General features: G+C 46.4%; 23 protein-coding genes. 18 read left to right on the top strand and 5 right to left on the bottom strand.

All coding sequences use genetic code 11. From position 1 onward, the window contains the following. Positions 1 to 148: 148 nt before the first annotated feature. From rpiB to glyA, 3 genes are all read left to right on the top strand, one after another. On the top strand, positions 149 to 592 hold the full coding sequence (rpiB, locus tag BHE18_RS20740) for a ribose 5-phosphate isomerase B (RefSeq protein WP_071620393.1): 444 nt from the start codon (positions 149 to 151) through the stop codon (positions 590 to 592). 12 nt (positions 593 to 604) lie between these two features. Next, positions 605 to 1,147 (top strand): TIGR01440 family protein, encoded by a 543-nt coding sequence (locus tag BHE18_RS20735; RefSeq protein ID WP_071620392.1) that lies wholly within the window; start codon positions 605 to 607, stop codon positions 1,145 to 1,147. A gap of 460 nt (positions 1,148 to 1,607) precedes the next feature. Beyond that, a complete protein-coding gene (glyA, locus tag BHE18_RS20730; RefSeq protein ID WP_071620391.1) occupies positions 1,608 to 2,849 on the top strand; it encodes a serine hydroxymethyltransferase in 1,242 nt (413 codons plus the stop codon). A gap of 153 nt (positions 2,850 to 3,002) precedes the next feature. Here the strand turns inward: glyA and BHE18_RS23375 are convergent, their stop codons facing one another. Further along, a complete protein-coding gene (locus tag BHE18_RS23375; RefSeq protein WP_171910768.1) occupies positions 3,003 to 3,164 on the bottom strand; it encodes a hypothetical protein in 162 nt (53 codons plus the stop codon). Positions 3,165 to 3,332: 168 nt separating this feature from the next. Between BHE18_RS23375 and upp the strand changes: the two genes are divergently transcribed. The 12 genes from upp (at position 3,333) to BHE18_RS20660 (ending at position 13,760) form a co-directional block, all read left to right on the top strand. After that, a complete protein-coding gene (gene upp, locus BHE18_RS20720) occupies positions 3,333 to 3,962 on the top strand; it encodes a uracil phosphoribosyltransferase (protein ID WP_032086928.1) in 630 nt (209 codons plus the stop codon). A 17-nt stretch (positions 3,963 to 3,979) separates the two neighbouring features. Continuing rightward, positions 3,980 to 5,128 (top strand): non-hydrolyzing UDP-N-acetylglucosamine 2-epimerase, encoded by a 1,149-nt coding sequence (gene wecB / locus BHE18_RS20715; protein WP_071620389.1) that lies wholly within the window; start codon positions 3,980 to 3,982, stop codon positions 5,126 to 5,128. 1,389 nt (positions 5,129 to 6,517) lie between these two features. Next, complete coding sequence (locus tag BHE18_RS20705) at positions 6,518 to 6,730, top strand: AtpZ/AtpI family protein (protein WP_032086926.1); 213 nt, start codon at positions 6,518 to 6,520, stop codon at positions 6,728 to 6,730. A gap of 14 nt (positions 6,731 to 6,744) precedes the next feature. Further along, positions 6,745 to 7,119: an ATP synthase subunit I gene (locus BHE18_RS20700; protein ID WP_032086925.1), complete on the top strand. Its 375-nt coding sequence runs from the start codon at positions 6,745 to 6,747 to the stop codon at positions 7,117 to 7,119. A 22-nt stretch (positions 7,120 to 7,141) separates the two neighbouring features. Then, entirely contained in the window at positions 7,142 to 7,858 is a 717-nt protein-coding gene (gene atpB / locus BHE18_RS20695; RefSeq protein ID WP_071620387.1) for a F0F1 ATP synthase subunit A, read from the top strand. A 74-nt stretch (positions 7,859 to 7,932) separates the two neighbouring features. Next, complete coding sequence (gene atpE, locus BHE18_RS20690) at positions 7,933 to 8,145, top strand: F0F1 ATP synthase subunit C (RefSeq protein ID WP_032086923.1); 213 nt, start codon at positions 7,933 to 7,935, stop codon at positions 8,143 to 8,145. Positions 8,146 to 8,291: 146 nt separating this feature from the next. Beyond that, the gene (locus BHE18_RS20685; RefSeq protein WP_064567825.1) at positions 8,292 to 8,810 is read left to right on the top strand and encodes a F0F1 ATP synthase subunit B; all 519 of its coding nucleotides are present in this window, start codon (positions 8,292 to 8,294) and stop codon (positions 8,808 to 8,810) included. Next, positions 8,807 to 9,343 (top strand): F0F1 ATP synthase subunit delta, encoded by a 537-nt coding sequence (locus BHE18_RS20680; protein ID WP_071620386.1) that lies wholly within the window; start codon positions 8,807 to 8,809, stop codon positions 9,341 to 9,343. Before BHE18_RS20685 ends, BHE18_RS20680 begins: the two co-directional genes overlap by 4 nt. A 27-nt stretch (positions 9,344 to 9,370) precedes the next feature. After that, positions 9,371 to 10,879: a F0F1 ATP synthase subunit alpha gene (gene atpA, locus BHE18_RS20675; protein ID WP_071620385.1), complete on the top strand. Its 1,509-nt coding sequence runs from the start codon at positions 9,371 to 9,373 to the stop codon at positions 10,877 to 10,879. Between the two features lie 120 nt (positions 10,880 to 10,999). Then, positions 11,000 to 11,857: a F0F1 ATP synthase subunit gamma gene (locus tag BHE18_RS20670; protein ID WP_032086919.1), complete on the top strand. Its 858-nt coding sequence runs from the start codon at positions 11,000 to 11,002 to the stop codon at positions 11,855 to 11,857. Between the two features lie 72 nt (positions 11,858 to 11,929). Next, on the top strand, positions 11,930 to 13,333 hold the full coding sequence (gene atpD, locus BHE18_RS20665) for a F0F1 ATP synthase subunit beta (protein ID WP_071620384.1): 1,404 nt from the start codon (positions 11,930 to 11,932) through the stop codon (positions 13,331 to 13,333). A gap of 22 nt (positions 13,334 to 13,355) precedes the next feature. After that, complete coding sequence (locus BHE18_RS20660; protein WP_032086917.1) at positions 13,356 to 13,760, top strand: F0F1 ATP synthase subunit epsilon; 405 nt, start codon at positions 13,356 to 13,358, stop codon at positions 13,758 to 13,760. A gap of 559 nt (positions 13,761 to 14,319) precedes the next feature. Here the strand turns inward: BHE18_RS20660 and BHE18_RS20655 are convergent. From BHE18_RS20655 to BHE18_RS20645, 4 genes are all read right to left on the bottom strand, one after another. Beyond that, entirely contained in the window at positions 14,320 to 14,988 is a 669-nt protein-coding gene (locus tag BHE18_RS20655; RefSeq protein WP_071620383.1) for a DUF2642 domain-containing protein, read from the bottom strand. Positions 14,989 to 15,009: 21 nt separating this feature from the next. Then, a complete protein-coding gene (locus BHE18_RS20650) occupies positions 15,010 to 16,362 on the bottom strand; it encodes an arsenic transporter (protein WP_071620382.1) in 1,353 nt (450 codons plus the stop codon). Beyond that, positions 16,352 to 16,507, bottom strand: a complete 156-nt coding sequence (locus tag BHE18_RS23370) for a hypothetical protein (RefSeq protein ID WP_171910767.1) — start codon at positions 16,505 to 16,507, stop codon at positions 16,352 to 16,354. The genes BHE18_RS20650 and BHE18_RS23370 overlap by 11 nt, the downstream gene beginning before the upstream one ends. A gap of 142 nt (positions 16,508 to 16,649) precedes the next feature. After that, positions 16,650 to 17,255, bottom strand: a complete 606-nt coding sequence (locus BHE18_RS20645) for a hypothetical protein (protein ID WP_071620381.1) — start codon at positions 17,253 to 17,255, stop codon at positions 16,650 to 16,652. A 486-nt stretch (positions 17,256 to 17,741) separates the two neighbouring features. Here BHE18_RS20645 and BHE18_RS20640 point away from each other — a divergent pair, with 486 nt between their 5' ends. The 3 genes from BHE18_RS20640 to murA all read left to right on the top strand — a co-directional run bounded on the left by BHE18_RS20640 (position 17,742) and on the right by murA (position 20,560). Continuing rightward, positions 17,742 to 17,978, top strand: a complete 237-nt coding sequence (locus BHE18_RS20640) for a DUF1146 family protein (RefSeq protein WP_071620380.1) — start codon at positions 17,742 to 17,744, stop codon at positions 17,976 to 17,978. Between the two features lie 489 nt (positions 17,979 to 18,467). Continuing rightward, positions 18,468 to 19,217 carry a YwmB family TATA-box binding protein gene (locus BHE18_RS20630; protein WP_071620378.1) on the top strand — a complete coding sequence of 250 codons (750 nt, stop codon included), beginning with the start codon at positions 18,468 to 18,470 and terminating at the stop codon, positions 19,215 to 19,217. Between the two features lie 32 nt (positions 19,218 to 19,249). Beyond that, positions 19,250 to 20,560, top strand: a complete 1,311-nt coding sequence (gene murA, locus BHE18_RS20625; protein ID WP_071620377.1) for a UDP-N-acetylglucosamine 1-carboxyvinyltransferase — start codon at positions 19,250 to 19,252, stop codon at positions 20,558 to 20,560. The last annotated feature ends 405 nt before the right edge of the window (positions 20,561 to 20,965 follow it).

Raw genomic sequence — 20,965 nt, 5'->3', positions numbered from 1 at the left:
CCCTATCGGTGCGGGGTACCGCGTTAAAGGGGCGATGGACGGAACTCGAAAACGACTTTTTTCCTAAGATGATTAACTTTATCTATTCACAAAGGTATGTCAAAATAAAAGGAAACAAACACTAGTCAAAAATGGGGAGTGAAGTTGGATGAAAATCGCAATCGCGTCTGATCACGGCGGAGTAAATATTCGTGAAGAAATAAAATCATTATTGGAAGAGCTGGGTCTTGAATATGAGGATTTCGGCTGTGAGTGCGGCACTTCAGTGGATTATCCTGATTTTGCAGTACCGGTTGCCGAGAAAGTGGCTGCCGGCGAGTTTGACCGCGGCATCCTGATCTGCGGTACCGGCATCGGCATGAGCATTTCCGCCAATAAAGTGAAGGGCATCCGCTGTGCGCTTGTCCATGATGTGTTCAGTGCGAAAGCGACGCGCGAACATAATGACAGCAACATCCTGGCGATGGGCGAACGCGTCATCGGACCGGGACTTGCCCGTGAAATCGCTAAAACCTGGCTTGGGACGGAATTCGAAGGCGGACGCCACGCCAACCGCATCGGTAAGATCACGTCATACGAAGACAAACACTAGGGAGCGGTTTTCATGGAAATCACTCAATTGCAGGAGCAGCTCCGAAGTATCCTGACTGAATTCAAGGAAAAGGTCACGCTTAAAAAAGGACAGGTCTTTGTGATCGGTTGTTCCACCTCGGAAGTCATCGGGGAACGAATCGGGACAGCCGGAACCTTTGAAGTGGCCGAAATGATTTATGGTGAATTAAAAACGTTCGCAGATTGCCTAGGAGTGTCGCTCGCGTTCCAGTGCTGCGAGCACTTGAACAGGGCGATCGTCCTTGAAAGGGAAACGGCTGAACGGCTGCGGCTCGATGAAGTAACCGTCATCCCGGCCCGGTCGGCCGGCGGTGCAATGGCGACCCACGCATACCGTTCATTTGATGACCCCGTCATGGTGGAATTCATCAAAGCGGATGCCGGGATCGACATCGGTGACACCTTCATCGGGATGCAGCTGAAGCATGTGGCCGTGCCGGTCAGGGTTTCTCAGAAGAGCCTCGGCGGTGCGCATGTGACACTCGCCAAGACCCGTCCGAAGCTGATTGGCGGGGTTCGGGCTGTTTATGAATAGGTTTGGGGAGGAGTTCCGTCTTCAATGCATTAGTGCGTTGGGAGACGGGCTTTTTTATTGGTTGAGGTGGTGTTCATCTCTGACTTTGGAAGACATTTATGTGCGGTATCTCCTGATTTAAGTGCGGAATTTTCCGGATGAGTGCGAAGTCTCTTGATTTCAGTGCGCTATTTTTTATATAAGTGCGAAATTCCAGTTTTAAGTGCGAACTGGCGATTTTTCGACACAGCCGGACTTCAGCCAGGGTATGATTCTTAATTGAGAACCGAACCTTCACCCAACAAAACCGGAACAGCAAATTATTTCCCGCTTCAACCGCGCCCCCTACACCCCAAAACACGAACATTCCAATTTACCCACACGTTCTTATTTCGCGTTCTGCTTAATCATGATAGAATGAGATTGAATGAATCAAGATGGCGCAGCTTAGAATGGGCCGATGAATAAAAGGGGGATATGTATGAGTAAGATTGCCAAGCAAGATCCGGAAATTTATGCAGCGATTCAAGATGAATTAGAGCGTCAACGCACGAAAATCGAGTTAATTGCATCTGAGAATTTTGTCAGTGAAGCCGTTATGGAAGCGCAGGGTTCGGTCCTCACGAACAAGTATGCAGAAGGGTACCCAGGTCGTCGCTATTATGGCGGGTGTGAGCATGTCGATGTAGCGGAAAACTTAGCGCGCGACCGCGCGAAAGAGTTATTCGGAGCGGAGCATGTGAACGTGCAGCCTCACTCGGGGGCACAAGCCAATATGGCAGTCTACTTCACAATCCTTGAGCAGGGTGACACGGTGCTTGGGATGAACCTTTCACACGGAGGACATCTCACGCACGGAAGCCCGGTCAACTTCAGCGGGATCCAGTACAACTTCGTTGAATATGGAGTCGACAAGGAAAGCCACCTGATCAATTATGAAGATGTCCGCCAGAAGGCAGTTGAGCACAAGCCTAAGCTGATCGTAGCGGGAGCAAGTGCATATCCTAGAAAGATCGATTTTGCAAAATTCCGTGAAATTGCGGATGAAGTGGGAGCGTACCTGATGGTGGATATGGCTCATATCGCAGGTCTTGTGGCGGCTGGCCTTCACCAGAATCCGGTTCCTTACGCAGATTTCGTGACGACTACGACTCACAAAACACTTCGCGGTCCCCGCGGCGGGATGATCCTTTGTAAAGAAGAATTCGGCAAGAAGATTGACAAGTCCATCTTCCCTGGTCTTCAAGGCGGTCCGTTGATGCACGTTATTTCTGCAAAAGCTGTATCGTTTGGTGAAGCGCTGCAGGATTCTTTTAAAGATTACGCCCAGAACATCATCGACAACGCAGCGCGTCTCGGTGAAAGCCTACGAAAAGAAGGAATCGACCTTGTTTCCGGCGGTTCGGACAACCACCTGCTCTTGATCGACCTTCGCTCACTGGGACTGACTGGTAAAATCGCTGAAAAAGTCCTGGATGATATCGGAATCACGGTCAACAAAAACACCATCCCATTCGATCCGGAAAGCCCATTCGTCACAAGCGGTATCCGCATCGGAACAGCAGCCGTTACGTCCCGGGGTTTTGCTAAGGAAGAAATGGACGAAATCGCGTCCATCATGGCCCTTACCCTCAAAAACCACGAAGACGAAACCAAGCTTCAAGAAGCTCGTAAACGTGTGACAGATTTAACAAGCAGATTTGCTTTATATCCAGAAAGATAATAAATAGTAGAAACCTCTTCAAAAGACATGATCTTTTGGGGAGGTTTTTTATGAGGAAGATAGATTGATAGTATTGCTGGTAACAATGATTGAAGTTGTTAGACAGGTTAATTGGTTTAATAAAATGGGAAGTGAAAGTTAGGATGGTTCCAGTTATTCTAAATTATGATTGAATGGAATCCAGCGGTTGATTGGAGTGGAAGACGAAGACTCCTGCGGGGAAAGCGAAGCTGTTGAGACCCCGCAGGCGAAGCCGAGGAGGCTCCACGCCCGCCCGCGGAAAGCGAAGTCTTCCACGGAAATCATAAGCGTCATAAAGAACTCTATCTTTTTGCGAAAAAAACCTGCCCACAAAAAATAACGATTTCATTACACCTCCCAACTTTTATTGCCCTCAAAACTTCTTTTATGTACAATAGTCAGAGGTGTAAAACAGTAACTATCTATTTTTTACATAAATCGAAACCAAAAGGAGAGAGTCGAATGGGCAAAGTATACGTATTTGATCATCCATTAATCCAGCATAAGCTGACATTCATCCGTGATAAAAACACAGGTACAAAGGAATTCCGCGAACTTGTCGATGAAGTATCAACACTGATGGCATTTGAAATCACGCGTGAACTTCCGCTTGAAGATATCGAAATCGATACTCCGGTAAGCAAAGCGAACGCAAAGACACTTACAGGTAAAAAACTGGGAATCGTTCCGATCCTGCGTGCAGGTCTTGGCATGGTCGACGGAATCCTTAAATTGATCCCGGCAGCGAAAGTCGGTCACGTCGGGTTATACCGTGATCCTGAGACTCTTAAACCAATCGAATACTACGTCAAACTTCCAAGCGACGTGGAAGAGCGCGACTTCATCCTGGTGGATCCGATGCTTGCAACGGGCGGTTCAGCAGTTGAGGCAATCAATTCCCTAAAAAAGCGCGGGGCAAAAAACATCACGTTCATGTGCCTTGTTGCATGTCCTGAAGGAGTGGAAGCAATTCAAGCCGAGCACCCGGACGTAGACATCTACATTGCGGCGCTTGATGAAAAGCTGAACGAAAAAGGCTATATCGTTCCTGGACTGGGCGATGCCGGTGACCGTTTATTCGGAACAAAATAACAAGGCGGTGTGAAAGTATGAGTACTCCCATTAAGGTAATGACGATTTTCGGAACAAGACCGGAAGCGATCAAGATGGCTCCGCTCGTTCTTGAGTTAAAAAAATACCCAAAAAGCTTTGAAACGATTGTGACCGTTACGGCACAGCACCGTGAAATGCTTGATCAAGTACTTTCTATCTTTGATATCACACCAGATTACGACTTGAACATCATGAAAGACCGCCAGACTCTGATCGATGTAACAACACGCGGGCTTGAGGGCCTTGATAAGATCATGAAGGAAGCGAAGCCTGATATCGTTCTTGTCCACGGCGATACGACGACTACATTCGTTGCGAGCCTTGCAGCATTCTATAACCAGATTTCGGTCGGACATGTGGAAGCGGGACTTCGTACGTGGAATAAGTACTCTCCATTCCCAGAGGAAATGAACCGGCAGCTGACTGGTGTCATGGCGGATCTTCATTTCGCTCCTACAGAAAAGTCGGCTCAAAACCTGCTGAATGAAAGCAAGAAGGAAGAAGGTATTTTCATCACGGGGAATACAGCGATCGATGCGCTGAAAACAACGGTTAAGGACGAGTACAAGCATGAGGTTCTTGAGAAGGTTGGGAGCGACCGTCTTATTCTATTGACTGCTCACCGCCGTGAAAATCTCGGCCAGCCAATGAGAAATATGTTCCGTGCAATCAAGCGTTTAGTCGAAGAACATAAGGATATCCAAGTTGTTTATCCGGTTCACTTGAATCCTGCCGTCCGTGAAGTGGCGGATGAGGTGCTCGGCAATGACAGCCGCATCCACCTGATTGAACCGCTTGATGTCATCGATTTCCATAACTTCGCTTCAAGGGCACACCTGATCCTGACTGATTCTGGCGGAGTGCAGGAAGAAGCTCCTTCACTCGGTGTTCCAGTCCTTGTCCTTCGTGACACGACTGAACGCCCGGAAGGAATCGAAGCCGGCACGCTGAAGCTTGCAGGAAACGAAGAAGAAAATATCTACAAGCTGGCAAAAGAGCTGCTGACAGACGAGCAGGCTCACAGCAAGATGTCCAAAGCAACAAATCCATACGGCGACGGACAGGCATCCTACCGAATTGCCCAGGCGATCCGCTATCAATTCGGTCAGCTGGATGAGCGTCCGAAATCGTTTAAACCGGAATAAAATAGTAGACTTGGGAATAAAAGCCCGTTCCTCGCTGCAATGAAGCAGTGGGGGACGGGCTTTGTTTTAAATAAAGCGGGTAATTCTTATGGAAAGTTAACTTTCTATCAAATTCCCTTGAAAAATTAGCTTATCTAAGTAATTTTTTGGTAAAAATGCAGTTTCGTTGGGGTGAACCGCCTTGAAAGGAGAGTGGAGGGTGTATTTTAGATGTGGTTGGGAGAGGCACCCAACGATATATGATCCATTGTGAAGATTTATGATCCATTTCGAGATTTTATGATCCATTCCGGAGAATTATGATCCAAAATCAAAATATATGATCCATTTCGAGATTTTATGATCTTATAAGAATTATTCTAATCTGGATGCAGCAACCCGAACTCCGATATAATCCTCCTGCAGCTTGATCAAGAGTCAAAACAGCGATACGGGCGTATCAATAGGTATATGGATATATTTACATTAAAATGCAGGGTTTCTCGCGGGTGGCGGTTACTTTATAATGGAAGATGTGCGAAGAAGAGAGTCAATTTTTTTGTTCAGCTGTGTCTTTGTTTAGATTTTACATATAATATGTTGAACGGTTTGCCGTGGGGCACCTCCGCATTTTTTGTCGGTGTCTGGATCTGCCTATATCCGTGCCGCCTCCGCATTTCAAGCGGTGTCCAGCTCCAGGGCTTAGAGGCACACGTCATAAGTCAAACCGAACATGAAGGCAAAGAATGCCTTCCAGCCCGGTTCGCCTTATGCCACACGCCTCTAACCAAAGCCCTTCCGCTTTTCATAGCGGTGTCCAGCTCCGGCGGCTAGAGGCACATGTCATAAGTCAAACCGCCCAAGAAGGCAAAGAGCGCCTTCCAGCCCGATTCGTCTTATGCCCACACGCCACTGACCAAGCCGCCTCCGCTTTTCTAAGCGGTGTCCAGCTGCAGGGCTTAGAGGCACATGTCATAAGTCAAATCGCCCAAGAAGGCAAAGAACGCCTTCCAGTCCGCTTCGTCTTATGCCACACGCCTCTGACCAAGCTGCCTCCGCTTTTCGGATTGTCCAGCTCCGGCGGCTAGAGGCACATGTCATAAGTCAAACCGGACCAAAAGGCAAAAAGCGCCTTTCAGCCCGATTCGCCTTATGCCACACGCCTCTAACCAAGCCGCCTCCGCTTTTCTGGTAAATGTGTAAATAATGTGAACTTTCGACATACGCGTGGCAAGGTTGTGAACTTTTTAACTTGAACGCATTGACATAGAATATGCCCTATTGTATGCTTACAAAGGATGTAAAATGATAAGGTTTTCACAACTTTCAAAACCTTGTAAACTCTGATTTCCTTCCATTTTACACAGCTTGCCTCACGTTCAAATTTCTTTTTGAATAGGAAGGGTTGAAATGGGTCAAAAAAATCAAAGCCCGTATAAGGCGATGGCGATTTATTCAGCGATTTTGTCGCAGCTTGTCGGCTCCATATTAGTGGGGATCTTCTTGGGCAGGTGGATTGACCAGCAAGCAGACTCTGCACCACTCTTTTTAATCATCGGATTACTTCTCGGGTTAGCGACGGGGATTTATGCGATGCTTCGTACCTTACGACATTTATCTTAGGAGAATATTAAGATATGCCGGAACTCCATCAAATGTTTAATAGACAGCGGAAGTACATAATTTATTTGCTGGCTATTTACGTCCTGGGTTGGGGATTTACCGACCACAAATCAGTATTTTTAGGGTTGACGCTAGGAACGGCTTTGAGCCTGTATATGCACTGGGGCATGACGAAGAGAGTCAGCAAGTTCGGCGAGGCGGTGGTCCAGGGGAAGAAAGTGAGATCCCTCGGAACGACGTCGCGGATGGCTGCAGCGGCCCTTGGCGTGATCATCGTGACCCGCTATCCAGAAATGTTTCATCTCCTAAGTCTAATTATTGGATTAATGACAGCTTATATTGTCATTATGATAGATTATTTTTTCAGCAGTTTCAAAATAAACAAATAGCGGGGAAGAGAGGTGAAGTATTTTGAATCATGAAGCACCTTTAGCCGATTTTATGGGCCTTACGTTCAACCTGGCCAACGTGATGATGATCACGATAGCATCTGCCATTGTGTTTCTCATCGCAGTTATTTCGACACGACGCTTAGCCCTGAAGCCTACCGGGATGCAGAACTTTTTCGAGTGGGTCATGGACTTTGTGAAAGGAATCATCAAGAGCAACATGGACTGGAAAACGGGTGGACGTTTTCATATCCTCGGGCTCACAATCATTATGTATATCTTTGTATCAAACATGCTGGGTCTTCCATTCTCGGTTGTGTATGATCACCAACTATGGTGGAAATCACCTACAGCCGATCCGGCGGTCACATTGACTCTGGCGGTTATGATCGTGGCGCTGTCCCATTTCTATGGAATCAGGATGAAAGGGTTCGGTGCATACGGTAAGGACACCTTTTTCTCACCTATGTGGTGGCTATTCCCGTTGAAAGTCATTGAGGAGTTTGCAAACACTCTTACATTGGGTCTTCGTCTTTACGGGAACATCTATGCCGGTGAAATCCTGCTGGCACTTATCGCGAGCATGGCCGTTAACGGCGGTATCGCTGGAACACTTGGGGCAATCGCTCCAATGCTTGCTTGGCAAGGGTTCTCGATCTTTATCGGGGCAATCCAGGCATTCATTTTCTGTATGTTAACGATGGTCTATCTATCTCATAAAGTTAGTCATGACCATTAATATATACCTGTTCATTCCTATGGACAAACATATATATAAAAATATTTTCTTATAAATTAAGGAGGAACTTTAGAATGAGTCTTATCGCAGCAGCAATCGCAGTTGGTTTAGCAGCACTAGGAGCTGGTATTGGTAACGGTCTTATCGTAGGTCGTACAGTAGAGGGAATTGCACGTCAACCGGAATTAAGAGGTACGCTTCAAACAACAATGTTCATCGGTATCGCACTAGTTGAGGCACTTCCAATCATCGGTGTAGTTATTGCCTTCATCGCTCTTGGAAGCTAATAGAACCGGCTACATGTTAAATGGCGAAGTTTCGTCTTGACGATTATCTTCGCCATTCCTATGTACTGAAAAGTTTTTAGCAAGTATAGATTGTTCCATTTTATAAAAATAAGATCCGATCGATTCTTGAAGGGAGTGAATCGAGTATGTTAACGAACGCATTCGTTTTAGGTGCAGGCGGCGGTTTCAACAGTGGGGATATCGTATTCCAGCTGATTATGTTCCTTATCCTTATGGCGCTTCTTAAGAAATTTGCCTGGGGACCGTTGATGGGAATCATGCAGCAGCGTGAAGACCATATCGCCGGTGAAATCACAGCGGCTGAAGCAAGCCGTGAAGAAGCAAACAAGATTCTTGAGGAGCAGCGTCAACTTCTTAAAGAAGCACGCACAGAAGCTCAAGCTATGATCGAGAATTCTAAAAAGCAAGGCGTGGAGCAGCGTGAAGAAATCATCGCTTCTGCCCGCCAGGAAGCTGAACGTTTGAAGGAATCTGCGAAGCGCGAGATCGAAACGCAGAAAGAACAAGCGGTTGCGGCACTTCAGAAACAAGTTGCATCACTATCCGTACTTATTGCTTCTAAGGTCATCGAGAAAGAACTTTCTGCCGACGATCAACAGAAGTTAATCAATGATTATATTCAAGAGGTAGGGGAAGAGCGATGAGCTACTCTACAGTTGCAAAGCGCTATGCGTTAGCTCTTTTCGATATTGCCAAAGAACATAATCAGCTTGAAGCGATCGAAGAGGAGCTGCGTACAGTAAGAGCGGTTTTCTTGGAGAACAGGGAGCTTAACGCTCTTTTCGAGAATCCGAAGTTTACGCTGGCGAAGAAGAAATCCATCATCCAGGAAGCTTTTCAAACGGCTTCCCCGTTTGTCCTGAACACTCTGATGATCATGACGGACCGTCACCGTACGGGCGAGATCACAGGTCTTGTTGAGGCATACATCGAATTAACCAATGAAGCACGCGGAATCGCAGATGCGACTGTGTACTCCGTGCGTCCATTGTCAGAAGATGAGAAGTCAGCACTATCATCTTCTTTTGCTAAAAAAGTCGGAAAACAATCATTAAGAATTACCAATGTGACAGACGAACATTTACTGGGCGGCATCAAGGTTCAGATCGGAACCCGCATTTATGATGGCAGCCTCCAAGGTAAATTGACTCGTCTTGAGCGTGAACTAATTCGTTAACTTTCGTATAAATGAGGGGTGAAATTCATGAGCATCAAGGCGGAAGAAATCAGCGCGCTGATAAAAAAGCAAATTGAAAACTACCAGTCTGAGATGAAAGTAAGCGACGTAGGTACAGTTATCCAAATCGGTGACGGTATCGCTCGTGCTCATGGCCTCGACAATGTCATGGCTGGAGAGCTTGTTGAATTTTCTAACGGTGTCATGGGTATGGCACAGAACTTAGAAGAAAACAACGTTGGTATCATCATTCTCGGACCATTTACTGACATTCGTGAAGGCGATGAGGTTCGTCGTACTGGACGTATCATGGAAGTTCCAGTAGGAGAAGAACTAGTAGGTCGTGTAGTAAACTCACTTGGACAACCAGTTGACGGGTTGGGCCCGATTGCCACAACCAAGACTCGTCCAATTGAAAGCGGAGCACCTGGTGTTATGGATCGTAAATCCGTACACGAGCCGCTTCAAACAGGTATCAAGGCGATCGACGCCCTTGTGCCGATCGGCCGTGGTCAACGTGAATTGATCATCGGAGACCGTCAAACAGGTAAAACATCTGTTGCGATCGACTCCATCTTGAACCAAAAAGATCAAGACATGATCTGTATCTATGTTGCGATCGGACAAAAAGAATCAACTGTACGTAACGCAGTTGAAACATTGCGTAAGCACGGTGCCCTTGATTACACAATCGTTGTAACGGCATCTGCAGCATCACCAGCTCCAATGCTATTCTTGGCACCTTATGCTGGTATCACAATGGGTGAAGAGTTCATGCATAACGGCAAGCACGTTCTTGTTGTGTATGATGATCTTTCCAAGCAGGCTTCTGCTTACCGTGAACTTTCCCTATTATTACGTCGTCCTCCAGGCCGTGAAGCATTCCCTGGTGACGTATTCTACTTGCACTCCCGCTTACTTGAGCGTGCAGCGAAATTGAGCGATGCGAAAGGCGGCGGTTCCATCACGGCACTGCCATTCGTTGAGACACAAGCAGGAGACATCTCCGCTTATATCCCGACAAACGTTATCTCCATCACTGACGGACAGATCTTCTTACAGTCTGACCTGTTCTTCTCCGGTGTTCGTCCGGCGATCAACGCAGGTTTATCCGTATCACGTGTTGGTGGATCCGCACAGATCAAAGCGATGAAGAAGGTATCCGGTACACTGCGTCTTGACCTTGCAGCTTACCGTGAACTTGAAGCATTCGCTCAGTTCGGATCAGATCTTGACGCAGCAACACAGGCGAAATTGAACCGTGGTGCGCGTACAGTAGAAGTACTGAAGCAGGATCTTAACAAACCGCTAAAAGTCGAAAAACAAGTCATGATCCTTTATGCATTGACTAAAGGTCATTTAGATGAAATTCCAGTAACAGACATTCGCCGTTTCGAAGGTGAATTCCTAAGCTGGCTGGATCACAACCATACAGAACTGTTAGACCAAATCCGCACGACGAAAGGTCTTCCTGAAGACGATGCAATGGTTGCAGCGATCTCTGAATTCAAGAAGACATTCATCAAGTCCGAGTAAGGATAAGAGGCCATTTTTTTAAAAAAACAGGCTTTCGACCGCAGGGTCCGGGCCGCGTGCATTACCGGTTAATGCCGCGCCCCCCTGTGTCTAACAATATGTAAAGGGTGGTGAGAACCAGTGGCATCGTTACGCGATATACAAACTCGTATTACTTCTACCAAAAAGACTAGTCAGATCACAAAAGCAATGGAAATGGTATCTGCTTCCAAATTGAATCGTGCTGAGTCGAATGCGAAATCATTCGTCCCTTACATGAACAAGATCCAGGAAGTGGTCACGTCCGTTGCGGCAGGTAGTCAAGGTGTAAGGAATCCGATGCTAGTCTCCCGCCCCGTTAAAAAGACCGGGTACCTGTTAATCACTTCAGACCGCGGTTTGGCGGGGGCTTATAACAGTAACGTAATCCGTGCTGTAAGCAATCGAATTAAAGAGCGTCACAGCTCGAATGATGAATTTGCCATTATCGCTCTTGGCCGTGTTGGAGCCGACTTTTTCCGTAAAAAAGGCTTTAATGTCATCGAATCCGTCGTTGGTCTTCCGGATCAGCCGAGTTTCGCGGATGTTAAAGACATCGCTAACAAAGCGGTTGGTATGTTCTCTGCAGAGGCATACGATGAACTTTACCTGTTCTACAACCACTATGTAAGTGCCATCCAGCAGGATGTCACGGAGAAAAAAGTTCTTCCATTAACGGATCTTAATACTTCCGGCAAGCTTGTTTCCTATGAATTCGAGCCGTCTCCGGAAGAAATCCTTGAAGTATTGCTTCCTCAATACGCTGAAAGCTTGATTTACGGTGCACTTCTTGACGGTAAAGCAAGTGAGCATGCCGCTCGTATGACAGCGATGAGAAATGCAACAGATAATGCGAAGGAACTCATCAGCAATCTTACACTGAAATACAACCGTGCGCGTCAGGCTGCGATCACTCAGGAAATCACTGAGATCGTCGGCGGGGCAGCTGCACTCGAATAGAACTTCTTCGGTCTGTGATGACCGTCAATTTTTTATAAAGTTTTTGTTAAAAGCCAGTTAGGAGGGAAAGAGATGAACAAAGGACACGTTCTTCAAGTAATGGGTCCAGTTGTTGATGTCAAGTTCGCCAGCGGGCAGCTTCCTGATATCTACAACTCTTTAAAGGTCCAAATTGCAGATAGAGCTGAACTTACATTAGAGGTTGCCCTTCACCTAGGTGATGATTCTGTACGTACGATCGCGATGGCTTCAACGGACGGGTTGCAGCGTGGAGCAGACGTACTCGATACAGGAGCACCAATCTCTGTACCAGTAGGGGATGTAACGTTAGGTCGTGTATTCAACGTCCTTGGTGAATCAATCGATTTAGACGAGCCGCTTACAGCAGGCATCCGTCGCGATCCGATCCACAGACAAGCACCTACATTCGATCAACTTTCCACAGAAGTTGAGATTCTTGAAACAGGTATCAAAGTAGTAGACTTACTTGCTCCTTACATCAAGGGTGGTAAGATCGGTCTATTCGGTGGTGCCGGTGTAGGTAAAACCGTATTAATCCAGGAGCTTATCAACAACATCGCTCAAGAGCACGGCGGTATCTCGGTATTCGCTGGTGTCGGAGAGCGTACGCGTGAAGGGAATGACCTTTACCACGAGATGAGCGATTCCGGAGTTATCAAGAAAACAGCGATGGTATTCGGACAAATGAACGAGCCGCCTGGTGCACGTATGCGTGTTGCCTTAACGGGTCTTACAATGGCTGAGTACTTCCGTGATGAGCAAGGACAGGACGTACTTCTGTTCATCGATAACATCTTCCGTTTCACGCAGGCAGGTTCTGAGGTATCAGCCCTTCTAGGCCGTATGCCATCAGCCGTTGGTTACCAGCCGACACTTGCTACTGAAATGGGTCAATTGCAAGAGCGTATCACGTCTACAAACGTCGGTTCCGTTACATCGATCCAAGCGATCTATGTACCTGCCGATGACTACACGGATCCGGCTCCTGCAACAACATTCGCTCACTTAGATGCAACAACGAACCTTGAGCGTAAACTTTCTGAGATGGGTATCTACCCTGCGGTGGATCCACTCGCGTCAACTTCACGTGCGCTTTCTCCTGACATCGTCGGAGAAGAACACTATGATGTGGCACGTAGCGTACAGCAGACACTGCAGCGTTACAGAGAGCTTCAAGATATCATCGCGATCCTTGGTATGGACGAACTTTCAGATGATGATAAGCTGACGGTTGCACGTGCACGCCGCGTACAATTCTTCTTATCTCAAAACTTCCACGTTGCTGAACAGTTCACAGGTCAAAAAGGATCGTACGTAGAAGTGAAAGACACGGTTAAAGGATTCAAAGATATCCTTGCCGGTAAATACGACCACATTCCTGAAGATGCTTTCCGTCTTGTAGGTCCGATCGAGGACGTACTGAAAGCAGCTAAAGAAATGGGCGTAGAGGTATAATCAGGGACCAGGAGGGAAGAAAATGAAGACATTAAAAGTCAATATTGTCACTCCCGATGGCCCAGTGTACGATTCAGAAGTGGAAATGGTGAGCACGAAAGCTCAAAGCGGTGAGCTTGGAATCTTACCTGGACACATTCCGATGGTTGCTCCACTACAAATCGGTGCTGTACGCCTCAAAAAAGGCGGTAACACTGAGCTTGTAGCTGTCAGCGGAGGATTCCTCGAAGTCCGCCCTGAACAGGTGACAATTCTGGCACAGTCTGCCGAAACGGCAGAAGCTATCGACGTACAACGCGCCAAAGAAGCAAAAGGCCGTGCCGAAAACCGCATGCAGGCACAAAAGGATGACGTAGACTTCCGCCGTGCCGAACTTGCCCTTAAGCGTGCCATGAACAGAATCAACGTTTCAGAACGTAATTTCTAATAATGGAGAAACACCCTTTCCTTTGTGGAGAGGGTGTTTTTTTGTTTTGGGCTTTGGGATTTGGCTGGGGGCTTGGATTAAGTGTGGGGCGGCTGGGAGCCATGGATTTTTTGGCGTTTTTATGGATTTGATAATAAATGGTCCGGTTTTGATAATATATCTCTGTTTTTGATAATATAATTGGATTTTTGATAATAACTTGGCCGTTTTTGATAATATATCGGTCGGCAGGGCGGATGGGGAGGGGATTTTGGTTGGTTGAAGGCTGGGATGGTGTGTTATGGATGCAAAATCCCTGAAACGTACAGAAAATAGGTCTTATTTTAACAAAAAAAGCCGATTATTAGATTGAAATGACGCGATAATAAAAACCGCGTACCGATCAACGCCCCACGGACCGATCAACGCACCAAGCACCGGTCATCGTCCCCCCGCCCCGCGCCCTCAAGAAAAGGCCTCCGACCAAAGCGCGAGGCCCGTCCTTCTTGCGCATTAACTTACAAAAAAACTGTCCTTCCGCACACTACTGCACGAATGGACAGTCCCTTTTTAAAATGAATCAAGGCTGATGTACACTCTGTATATGCTGAAGGTTCAAATAGACCGACTTGCCTTTCGCGGTGATGAGCTGGATGATGTTGCTTTCGACTTTTTCGATTTTCCCGATGGATTCCGGCTGGAGTCCGAGGTTGAAGACGACGAGGTTCCCGGTCAGTTTTTCAAGCTGGATTTCATAAGTCCTGGCGAGCGACAGCTGGCTCGGGTTCACCGGAAGTTTATCCTTTCCAAGCGCATATGGAGAAAGCGATCCCGAATAAGGGGTGAGCCATTTCAGATGCTGCAGGGAGATGTACATCGTTTTATAGACAGGCGAGTAGAAGGTAAAGTAATTGTTCATGATGCTTGTGATGTAGCCATGAATGGATTGATTGCCTGTCAGGTAAATCTCGATGAAAACCCCTTTGGCCGAAGTGAGGATTTTCCGGAGGGCAAGCTCGTCCTCCTGCTCAAGCTGCGGTCCTGACGTCGGTTCTGCAATATCGAGCTCATCGATCGACACCACGCGAAGTGACCTGATATGAATACTCGATACATAAATATAATCTTCGCCGTTGAAGATGATCAGCACTTCGCTTCCGACATCGATGAGATAGCCGCTGATCTCTTTTTTACCGGTAAGCTCGACGGTCACTGCCTTCCCGATGAATGATGAATATGCTTTTTTCAAGTTTTCTACACTCCTTCCCTATTAAAATAGCATTTCGACCCAGAGATACAGACTCAGCAGGCTGACAATCAGGCCGACCGGCACGACGATGATCGTGACCCTCAAATATCGGGCCCATGAAATCGATACGCCGTTTGTTTTTAAAATGTACATCCAGATCAAGGTCGCAAGCGTTCCGACTGGCGTCAAGAGTGCTCCGATATCACTGCCGATGACGTTCGCAAGGTAAGCAATTTGCAGTGTATGCGGGTCAAGTCCCATCTCGGTGATCGACAGCGTTCCGATCATCACTGCCGGCAGATTATTGAAAAGGTTGGATGCCGCGGTGAGGAAGAGACCCATGATCAGGCTCGCATTTAGGGGCTGTCCCACTATCAGGTCCTTGAACTGGGCGACGATGAAATCATTGAGGCCGACATTCTTCAATCCATAGACGAGTACGTACATATTGAAAGCGAACAACAGGATGTGCCACGGCGTCTTCTTGAAAATATCGACAACACCCGTCTCTGTGCGGAACCAGCGCACTACGATCAGGATCGCTGCCCCGGTGAGCCCGATGACTTCAAGCGGTATCCCGAATGGTGTCAGGGCAAAGAATGCAGCACGGGTGAGGACGACGATTGCGAGGCATGCTTTGATCAGACCCCAGTCGACTTCTTTTTCGCTCCCCGATGAAGAGAGAGGGTGGGTGTAGGAATATTTCTGGGCATGTGACTTCCATTTGACGGAGACTTCCAGGATTCTCTTGGGGATGTCATTTTTGAAATAAAGGTAGAGCAGGATGGCAATGACGAAGATTCCGACCATCGAGGGGACGAACATCATTTCGATATAGTCCTGCAAACTGAGCCCGACGATCTTAAGGGCGATCAGGTTTGAGATGTTACTGACGGCAATCGGTGCACTTGCGGCTGTCGCAATTAAAGCACCCGATAATAGGTAGGGGATTTTCTGGTGGTTTTTCAACTTTAAGAGTGATGTGATGTGAATGATGATGGGGGTGGTGATCAGGATGCTGCCATCATTGTTAAAGAACATCGTCATCATAAAACAGAGTAGGATGACGTAAAGATACAATCTTCTCCCGGACCCCCTCGACCTGTTGACGATATTGGCTGCGACGATTTTAAAAAATCCGATGCTTTCGAGCACCACGGACATCATGATCGTGGATAAAATGGTAAGGGAAGCCCCGCTGACGATGGAAAAGATATTCAGGACATCAGAAAGCGGTACAATTCCGATCAGCAGCACCAGCGCTGCACCGATTGTGGTCGGTACCGTTTCATTCACGTTGAACGGGCGCCACAGCATGACGATGATGGTGACGGAAAAGATGAGCACCATCAACAGGAATGAGCTATCGTACATGCTGATTCGCCTCTTTTATATAAGAAGGCAGAGGTGGCTCGCCTGCGCGGAGTTCTCCATACTGTTTGTCCTTTTTCGCTTCAGAAGCGGATAGGAAAAAGAAATAAAACAAGCTTCCCAATACAATGAAATAGATGGTCATCAACAACATGTATCCTCCTCTCTGGTAGTTCGATAAACAAAGGGATTCCCGGCGTCTTTACTCTAAGATGAAAGACTAACGCCGGGATTCATGAAACTGCCCTTTGCTATCCGTAAGAAGCATGAGTGAAGAGTCCTGCGTGCTATTAGAAATCCAAAGCTTCGATTTCGTAATAATACCGATTAAGGTTACTATTCTTGCTGGAGTCCTTAGAGTTTTTGGAGTTGCCTTTGTTGGAATTTGATTTGTTTTCAGAGGAAGATTGTTTTGAATTGCTGCTTTCCCCGCTGTCTTCGGACTTATTTTCTTCTTCTTTCTCTTCTTCCTTCTTCTTCACGGAAACGGCTACGCTCTTCACATGGTAAGAAGCAAGGCGGATGACTTCTTCTTTCAAGATGAGCGTGATATAATCCCCGTTTGCATCTTCAAGAACACCCTCGATTTTTTCAGGACCTCCCCGGTTGATGGTCACCCATTGGTGTTTAAGTTCCCCAAGCATGGAAGTGAAGTCAACTGCGCTGCTCCATACCAATGACTCAGATCCTTCACTTACAAAATCGATGCCCTGTTTTGCATTTTCGGTGATGCTCTTCACGTGCTGGGAAGCAATATAAAGGATCCCTTCCTCTTTCGTCTGCAAGACGAAGTAATCGTCACCTGCAGATAACAATAGACCTGTCCGAGCTTCGGAACCACCACGGTTAATCTTGACGACTTTGCCGACCATACTCGACATTAACACTTTGTTCATACATTATTCCCTCCTGGTTTTAATAAGCATTTACAATACATGTATATGTGTCATACCGTGACAAGGTACTAAGAAGATAGCCCTTTTTGCTAGAGTAAGAGGGGAAAAACGCTGATTTAACAAGATAACTCTTGCGGTTTGCCTCCAATCCGATAGATGTATGCACATGGAATGATAGAGTCGGCATGAGGGAATGGGTGAATCTACTAAAACAAGCGCCTGAAATGATAGCGGAGAGGGTATAAAAGCAGGGATCAACGAATCAGCGCAGTAAAGGACTGTTCCAACTCGTTAACTCACTCGCGGACGGTTTTTAAGGGAGTGACGGGAGATGTATTGAAAAGAGTACATATAATAATGAAGGAAGCCGGATAATGCCGAAAAAATAGTTTGCCACATCGATAAAATTTCATATAAACCCAGTGAAGGTTGTGGTAAAATGGTCTATGTGTGTGTAGAATTTTTTATCGATTGGAGAGAAGCGCAATGATGGACAGCTTCAGCCAGCAGGCATTAGTCAGCATGCTCGTGCATATATTTGTGTTCGGGATCACATTCTGGGCACTGCAGGCGATCCAGCTTGATAAATTGCTGAAAAAGAACCGCGTCGCACAGGCAAGACTGCTCTTCATCCTGCTGACGATCGCGATTGGATCATCCGTGAGCCGATTCCTGCTGGATTATTACCTATGGTCACAGCAGCTGCCTGCGTTCTTTCAATAAGTCTATCGTCACCGTGCCATATTAACGGATGCCGTATGATAAGAAGATCGAACGGGTGGAACCATGCATCTTACAAAATCAAGACAAAATGTTTACAAAAAATAGGACTTCCTGCATGTTTTCTTTAGGGCCTGTTTTGAGTAAGATTAATTTTGTATTTGCGTGTTTGTGAAAAAGTTTCAATGTGAATCCGTTTTCATACATATGCCAGAACACGCCTGCCGGAGGAGTAAAGAATACCGTTTCCCCTTTGATCAGCGTTCGACGGTTAAATTGTGAAAAAGGTTCAAACCAACTGCACACAAAAACATCTGAAAATTCTTCACACGATGCAGATCATCACTTTGATCTAAACCGGATCTGTTGACCGGAAATCAACAGAAGTGTTCGTACGATCCCGCAACAAAAAATTGTAAAAAGATGACGACATTTTCGAAGTATGTTCTCCCTCTATAAGGAAAGACTTTTACCTAAGGGGAGGAATGGAAAATGACACGGTATTTTTACATTTTATTAATCTTTTTTGTTGGAATAGGTTTCCTGCCTATCATTAATGGGAAGAACACTATCGAAGCCAATCAATTATTGGACATCGAAAAGCTTGATCACGCCATTTCTCAAACGAACGGTGAAGTAAATGAATGGTCTCTATATGCAAGAGAAAATGTAAAAAGCTTCACGAATAAAGGATTTGCCCAATATAGTAAGAATATGCAAGAAACTTTTTCTGATTTCAACTGGTCCAAAGAAGAGAAGGCTGAAGAACTAATTGTTGTGGGAACGCGAAAGACCTCCCACGGGGAAGAAACAATTAAATTGCAGCGCACCCTCGGAAACGGACATTCCATTTCGTACATTATGTATGAGATCCGTGGAAATCAGGAATCGCTGGGAGAAGAAACATCGCAGTATCTCAAAAAACAATTTATCCCAAATACGGAAATCATTTTTACTTCTAAACCTTTGATTTTCTCTTGTATAAAAGGCGAATTCAATGATACGCTTGAGAAAGTTTTGTCGAATCAGGCCGTCGAAATGATGTCGATTCTTGACGCAACCGAAACGGAGTCGCTGGAAGAAGAAGACTTCCATTCCGTTTCCGCCTACTCGAAGCAAATGTCACGGTCAATACCAACAAAAAATAACGAAATGAACATACAACTGGGTCTACGGAAAAGTGGAATGGGCACCAAGACAACCTTTGTTCTTGGCACACCCATCCTGACGATTGAATATTAATATAGAGAAATTGGACGCGGAGGGGAATACTCTTGGAAAAAATTATCGTCCGCGGCGGTCAGCGTTTAAGCGGTACTGTGCAAGTTGAAGGAGCAAAGAATGCCGTTTTACCTGTTCTCGCTGCTACATTATTAGCAAGTGAAGGAAAAAGCAAAATCACAAATGTACCACCACTCTCCGATGTATATACGATTAATCAAGTATTACGTCATTTAAATACAGATGTTGAGTTCCATAATGATGAAGTGGTCGTTAATGCATCAAGGGAGTTATTTGTAGAAGCACCATTCGAATATGTACGTAAAATGCGTGCATCCGTTCTTGTAATGGGATCGCTTCTTGGACGTACCGGAAAAGCACGGGTGGCACTGCCAGGCGGATGTGCCATCGGTTCAAGACCAATCGACCAGCATCTTAAAGGCTTCGAAGCAATGGGAGCCAAGGTAAAGGTCGGTAACGGATTCATCGAAGCGGAAGTCGATGGAAGATTGAAAGGCGCGAAAGTATACCTGGATTTCCCAAGCGTGGGTGCCACTGAGAACATCATGATGGCAGCAGCCCTTGCTGACGGGACGACAATCCTTGAAAACGTCGCAAAAGAACCTGAAATCGTCGACTTGGCAAACTTCATCAATAAAATGGGTGGAAACGTAGTCGGTGCAGGAACAGGAACGATCCGCATTGAAGGTGTGGAACGCCTTTACGGTGTCGAGCACAGCATCATTCCTGACCGCGTCGAAGCGGGAACATTCATGGTGGCTGCAGCCATCACAAAAGGGGACGTCCTTGTAAAAGGTGCAATCCCTGAGCATTTATCTTCTTTAGTTTCAAAAATGGAAGAAATGGGCGTTACCATCATTGACGAAGGCGAAGGTCTGCGTGTCATCGGACCTGACAAGTTAAAGTCCGTCGACATCAAGACGATGCCTCACCCTGGATTCCCGACGGATATGCAGTCACAAATGATGGCTCTTCTTCTAGCAGCAGAGGGTACAAGTGTGCTCACTGAGACAGTCTTCGAAAACCGCTTCATGCACGTGGAAGAATTCCGCCGCATGGGAGCAGACGTCAAGATCGAAGGCCGCTCTGTCATCATGCAGGGACCTACAGCCCTTCAAGGTGCAGAAGTAGCAGCAACCGACTTGCGTGCAGCAGCTGCGCTTTCAATCGCAGGTCTGATCGCGGACGGCTACACACGTGTAACCGAACTTAAGCATTTGGACCGCGGCTATGTAAACTTCCACCAGAAGCTTGCTGGCCTGGGCGCAGACATCGAACGCATAAACGAAGTCGAAGAAAACGATGCAGCTGTTTCAGAACAGAGCATGTTGAAAGACGCATAATCGTAATCGTATAGATAGAAAAGGTAAGCTTTCCGGGTTGAGGAGCTTGCCTTTTTTTATTGTTTGGACTTGGATGGGGTGGGGATGTAGGTTTGTAGCTAACACCGGGACCCGTTCCAGAACAAAATAGTGTTTTGATAATATAATGGGATTTTTGATAATAAACCGCCTGTTTTTGATAATATATGTGGATTTTTGATAATAAAAGCGTTGTTTTTGATAATATATGGGTTAGGGACTTGTTTATAAAAGGGTTGGAAACCTAAATATCTACGTTTTCGCTGGTTACAGGCAACTTTCACCGACTTTTAACCAATATTCAGCCCGGATTAACTCAGTTATGCCTTATTTTTAAAGCGATTTGCTCCGTTTATAGTTCAACACTCGTGTCAGTCATCTCTGAAT

Source organism: Rossellomorea aquimaris (assembly GCF_001877785.1).
Classification (GTDB): Bacteria; Bacillota; Bacilli; order Bacillales; family Bacillaceae_B; genus Rossellomorea; species Rossellomorea aquimaris_A.
This window is presented reverse-complemented; position numbering and strand designations above follow the sequence as displayed.

Bases quoted from the DNA above. Each gene is read 5' to 3' on its own strand.
- rpiB (WP_071620393.1), top strand. From the start codon at position 149: ATGAAAATCGCAATCGCGTCTGATCACGGCGGAGTAAATATTCGTGAA.
- BHE18_RS20735 (WP_071620392.1), top strand. From the start codon at position 605: ATGGAAATCACTCAATTGCAGGAGCAGCTCCGAAGTATCCTGACTGAA.
- glyA (WP_071620391.1), top strand. From the start codon at position 1,608: ATGAGTAAGATTGCCAAGCAAGATCCGGAAATTTATGCAGCGATTCAA.
- BHE18_RS23375 (WP_171910768.1), bottom strand. From the start codon at position 3,164: ATGACGCTTATGATTTCCGTGGAAGACTTCGCTTTCCGCGGGCGGGCG.
- upp (WP_032086928.1), top strand. From the start codon at position 3,333: ATGGGCAAAGTATACGTATTTGATCATCCATTAATCCAGCATAAGCTG.
- wecB (WP_071620389.1), top strand. From the start codon at position 3,980: ATGAGTACTCCCATTAAGGTAATGACGATTTTCGGAACAAGACCGGAA.
- BHE18_RS20705 (WP_032086926.1), top strand. From the start codon at position 6,518: ATGGGTCAAAAAAATCAAAGCCCGTATAAGGCGATGGCGATTTATTCA.
- BHE18_RS20700 (WP_032086925.1), top strand. From the start codon at position 6,745: ATGCCGGAACTCCATCAAATGTTTAATAGACAGCGGAAGTACATAATT.
- atpE (WP_032086923.1), top strand. From the start codon at position 7,933: ATGAGTCTTATCGCAGCAGCAATCGCAGTTGGTTTAGCAGCACTAGGA.
- BHE18_RS20685 (WP_064567825.1), top strand. From the start codon at position 8,292: ATGTTAACGAACGCATTCGTTTTAGGTGCAGGCGGCGGTTTCAACAGT.
- BHE18_RS20680 (WP_071620386.1), top strand. From the start codon at position 8,807: ATGAGCTACTCTACAGTTGCAAAGCGCTATGCGTTAGCTCTTTTCGAT.
- atpA (WP_071620385.1), top strand. From the start codon at position 9,371: ATGAGCATCAAGGCGGAAGAAATCAGCGCGCTGATAAAAAAGCAAATT.
- atpD (WP_071620384.1), top strand. From the start codon at position 11,930: ATGAACAAAGGACACGTTCTTCAAGTAATGGGTCCAGTTGTTGATGTC.
- BHE18_RS20660 (WP_032086917.1), top strand. From the start codon at position 13,356: ATGAAGACATTAAAAGTCAATATTGTCACTCCCGATGGCCCAGTGTAC.
- BHE18_RS20650 (WP_071620382.1), bottom strand. From the start codon at position 16,362: ATGTACGATAGCTCATTCCTGTTGATGGTGCTCATCTTTTCCGTCACC.
- BHE18_RS20645 (WP_071620381.1), bottom strand. From the start codon at position 17,255: ATGAACAAAGTGTTAATGTCGAGTATGGTCGGCAAAGTCGTCAAGATT.
- BHE18_RS20640 (WP_071620380.1), top strand. From the start codon at position 17,742: ATGATGGACAGCTTCAGCCAGCAGGCATTAGTCAGCATGCTCGTGCAT.
- BHE18_RS20630 (WP_071620378.1), top strand. From the start codon at position 18,468: ATGACACGGTATTTTTACATTTTATTAATCTTTTTTGTTGGAATAGGT.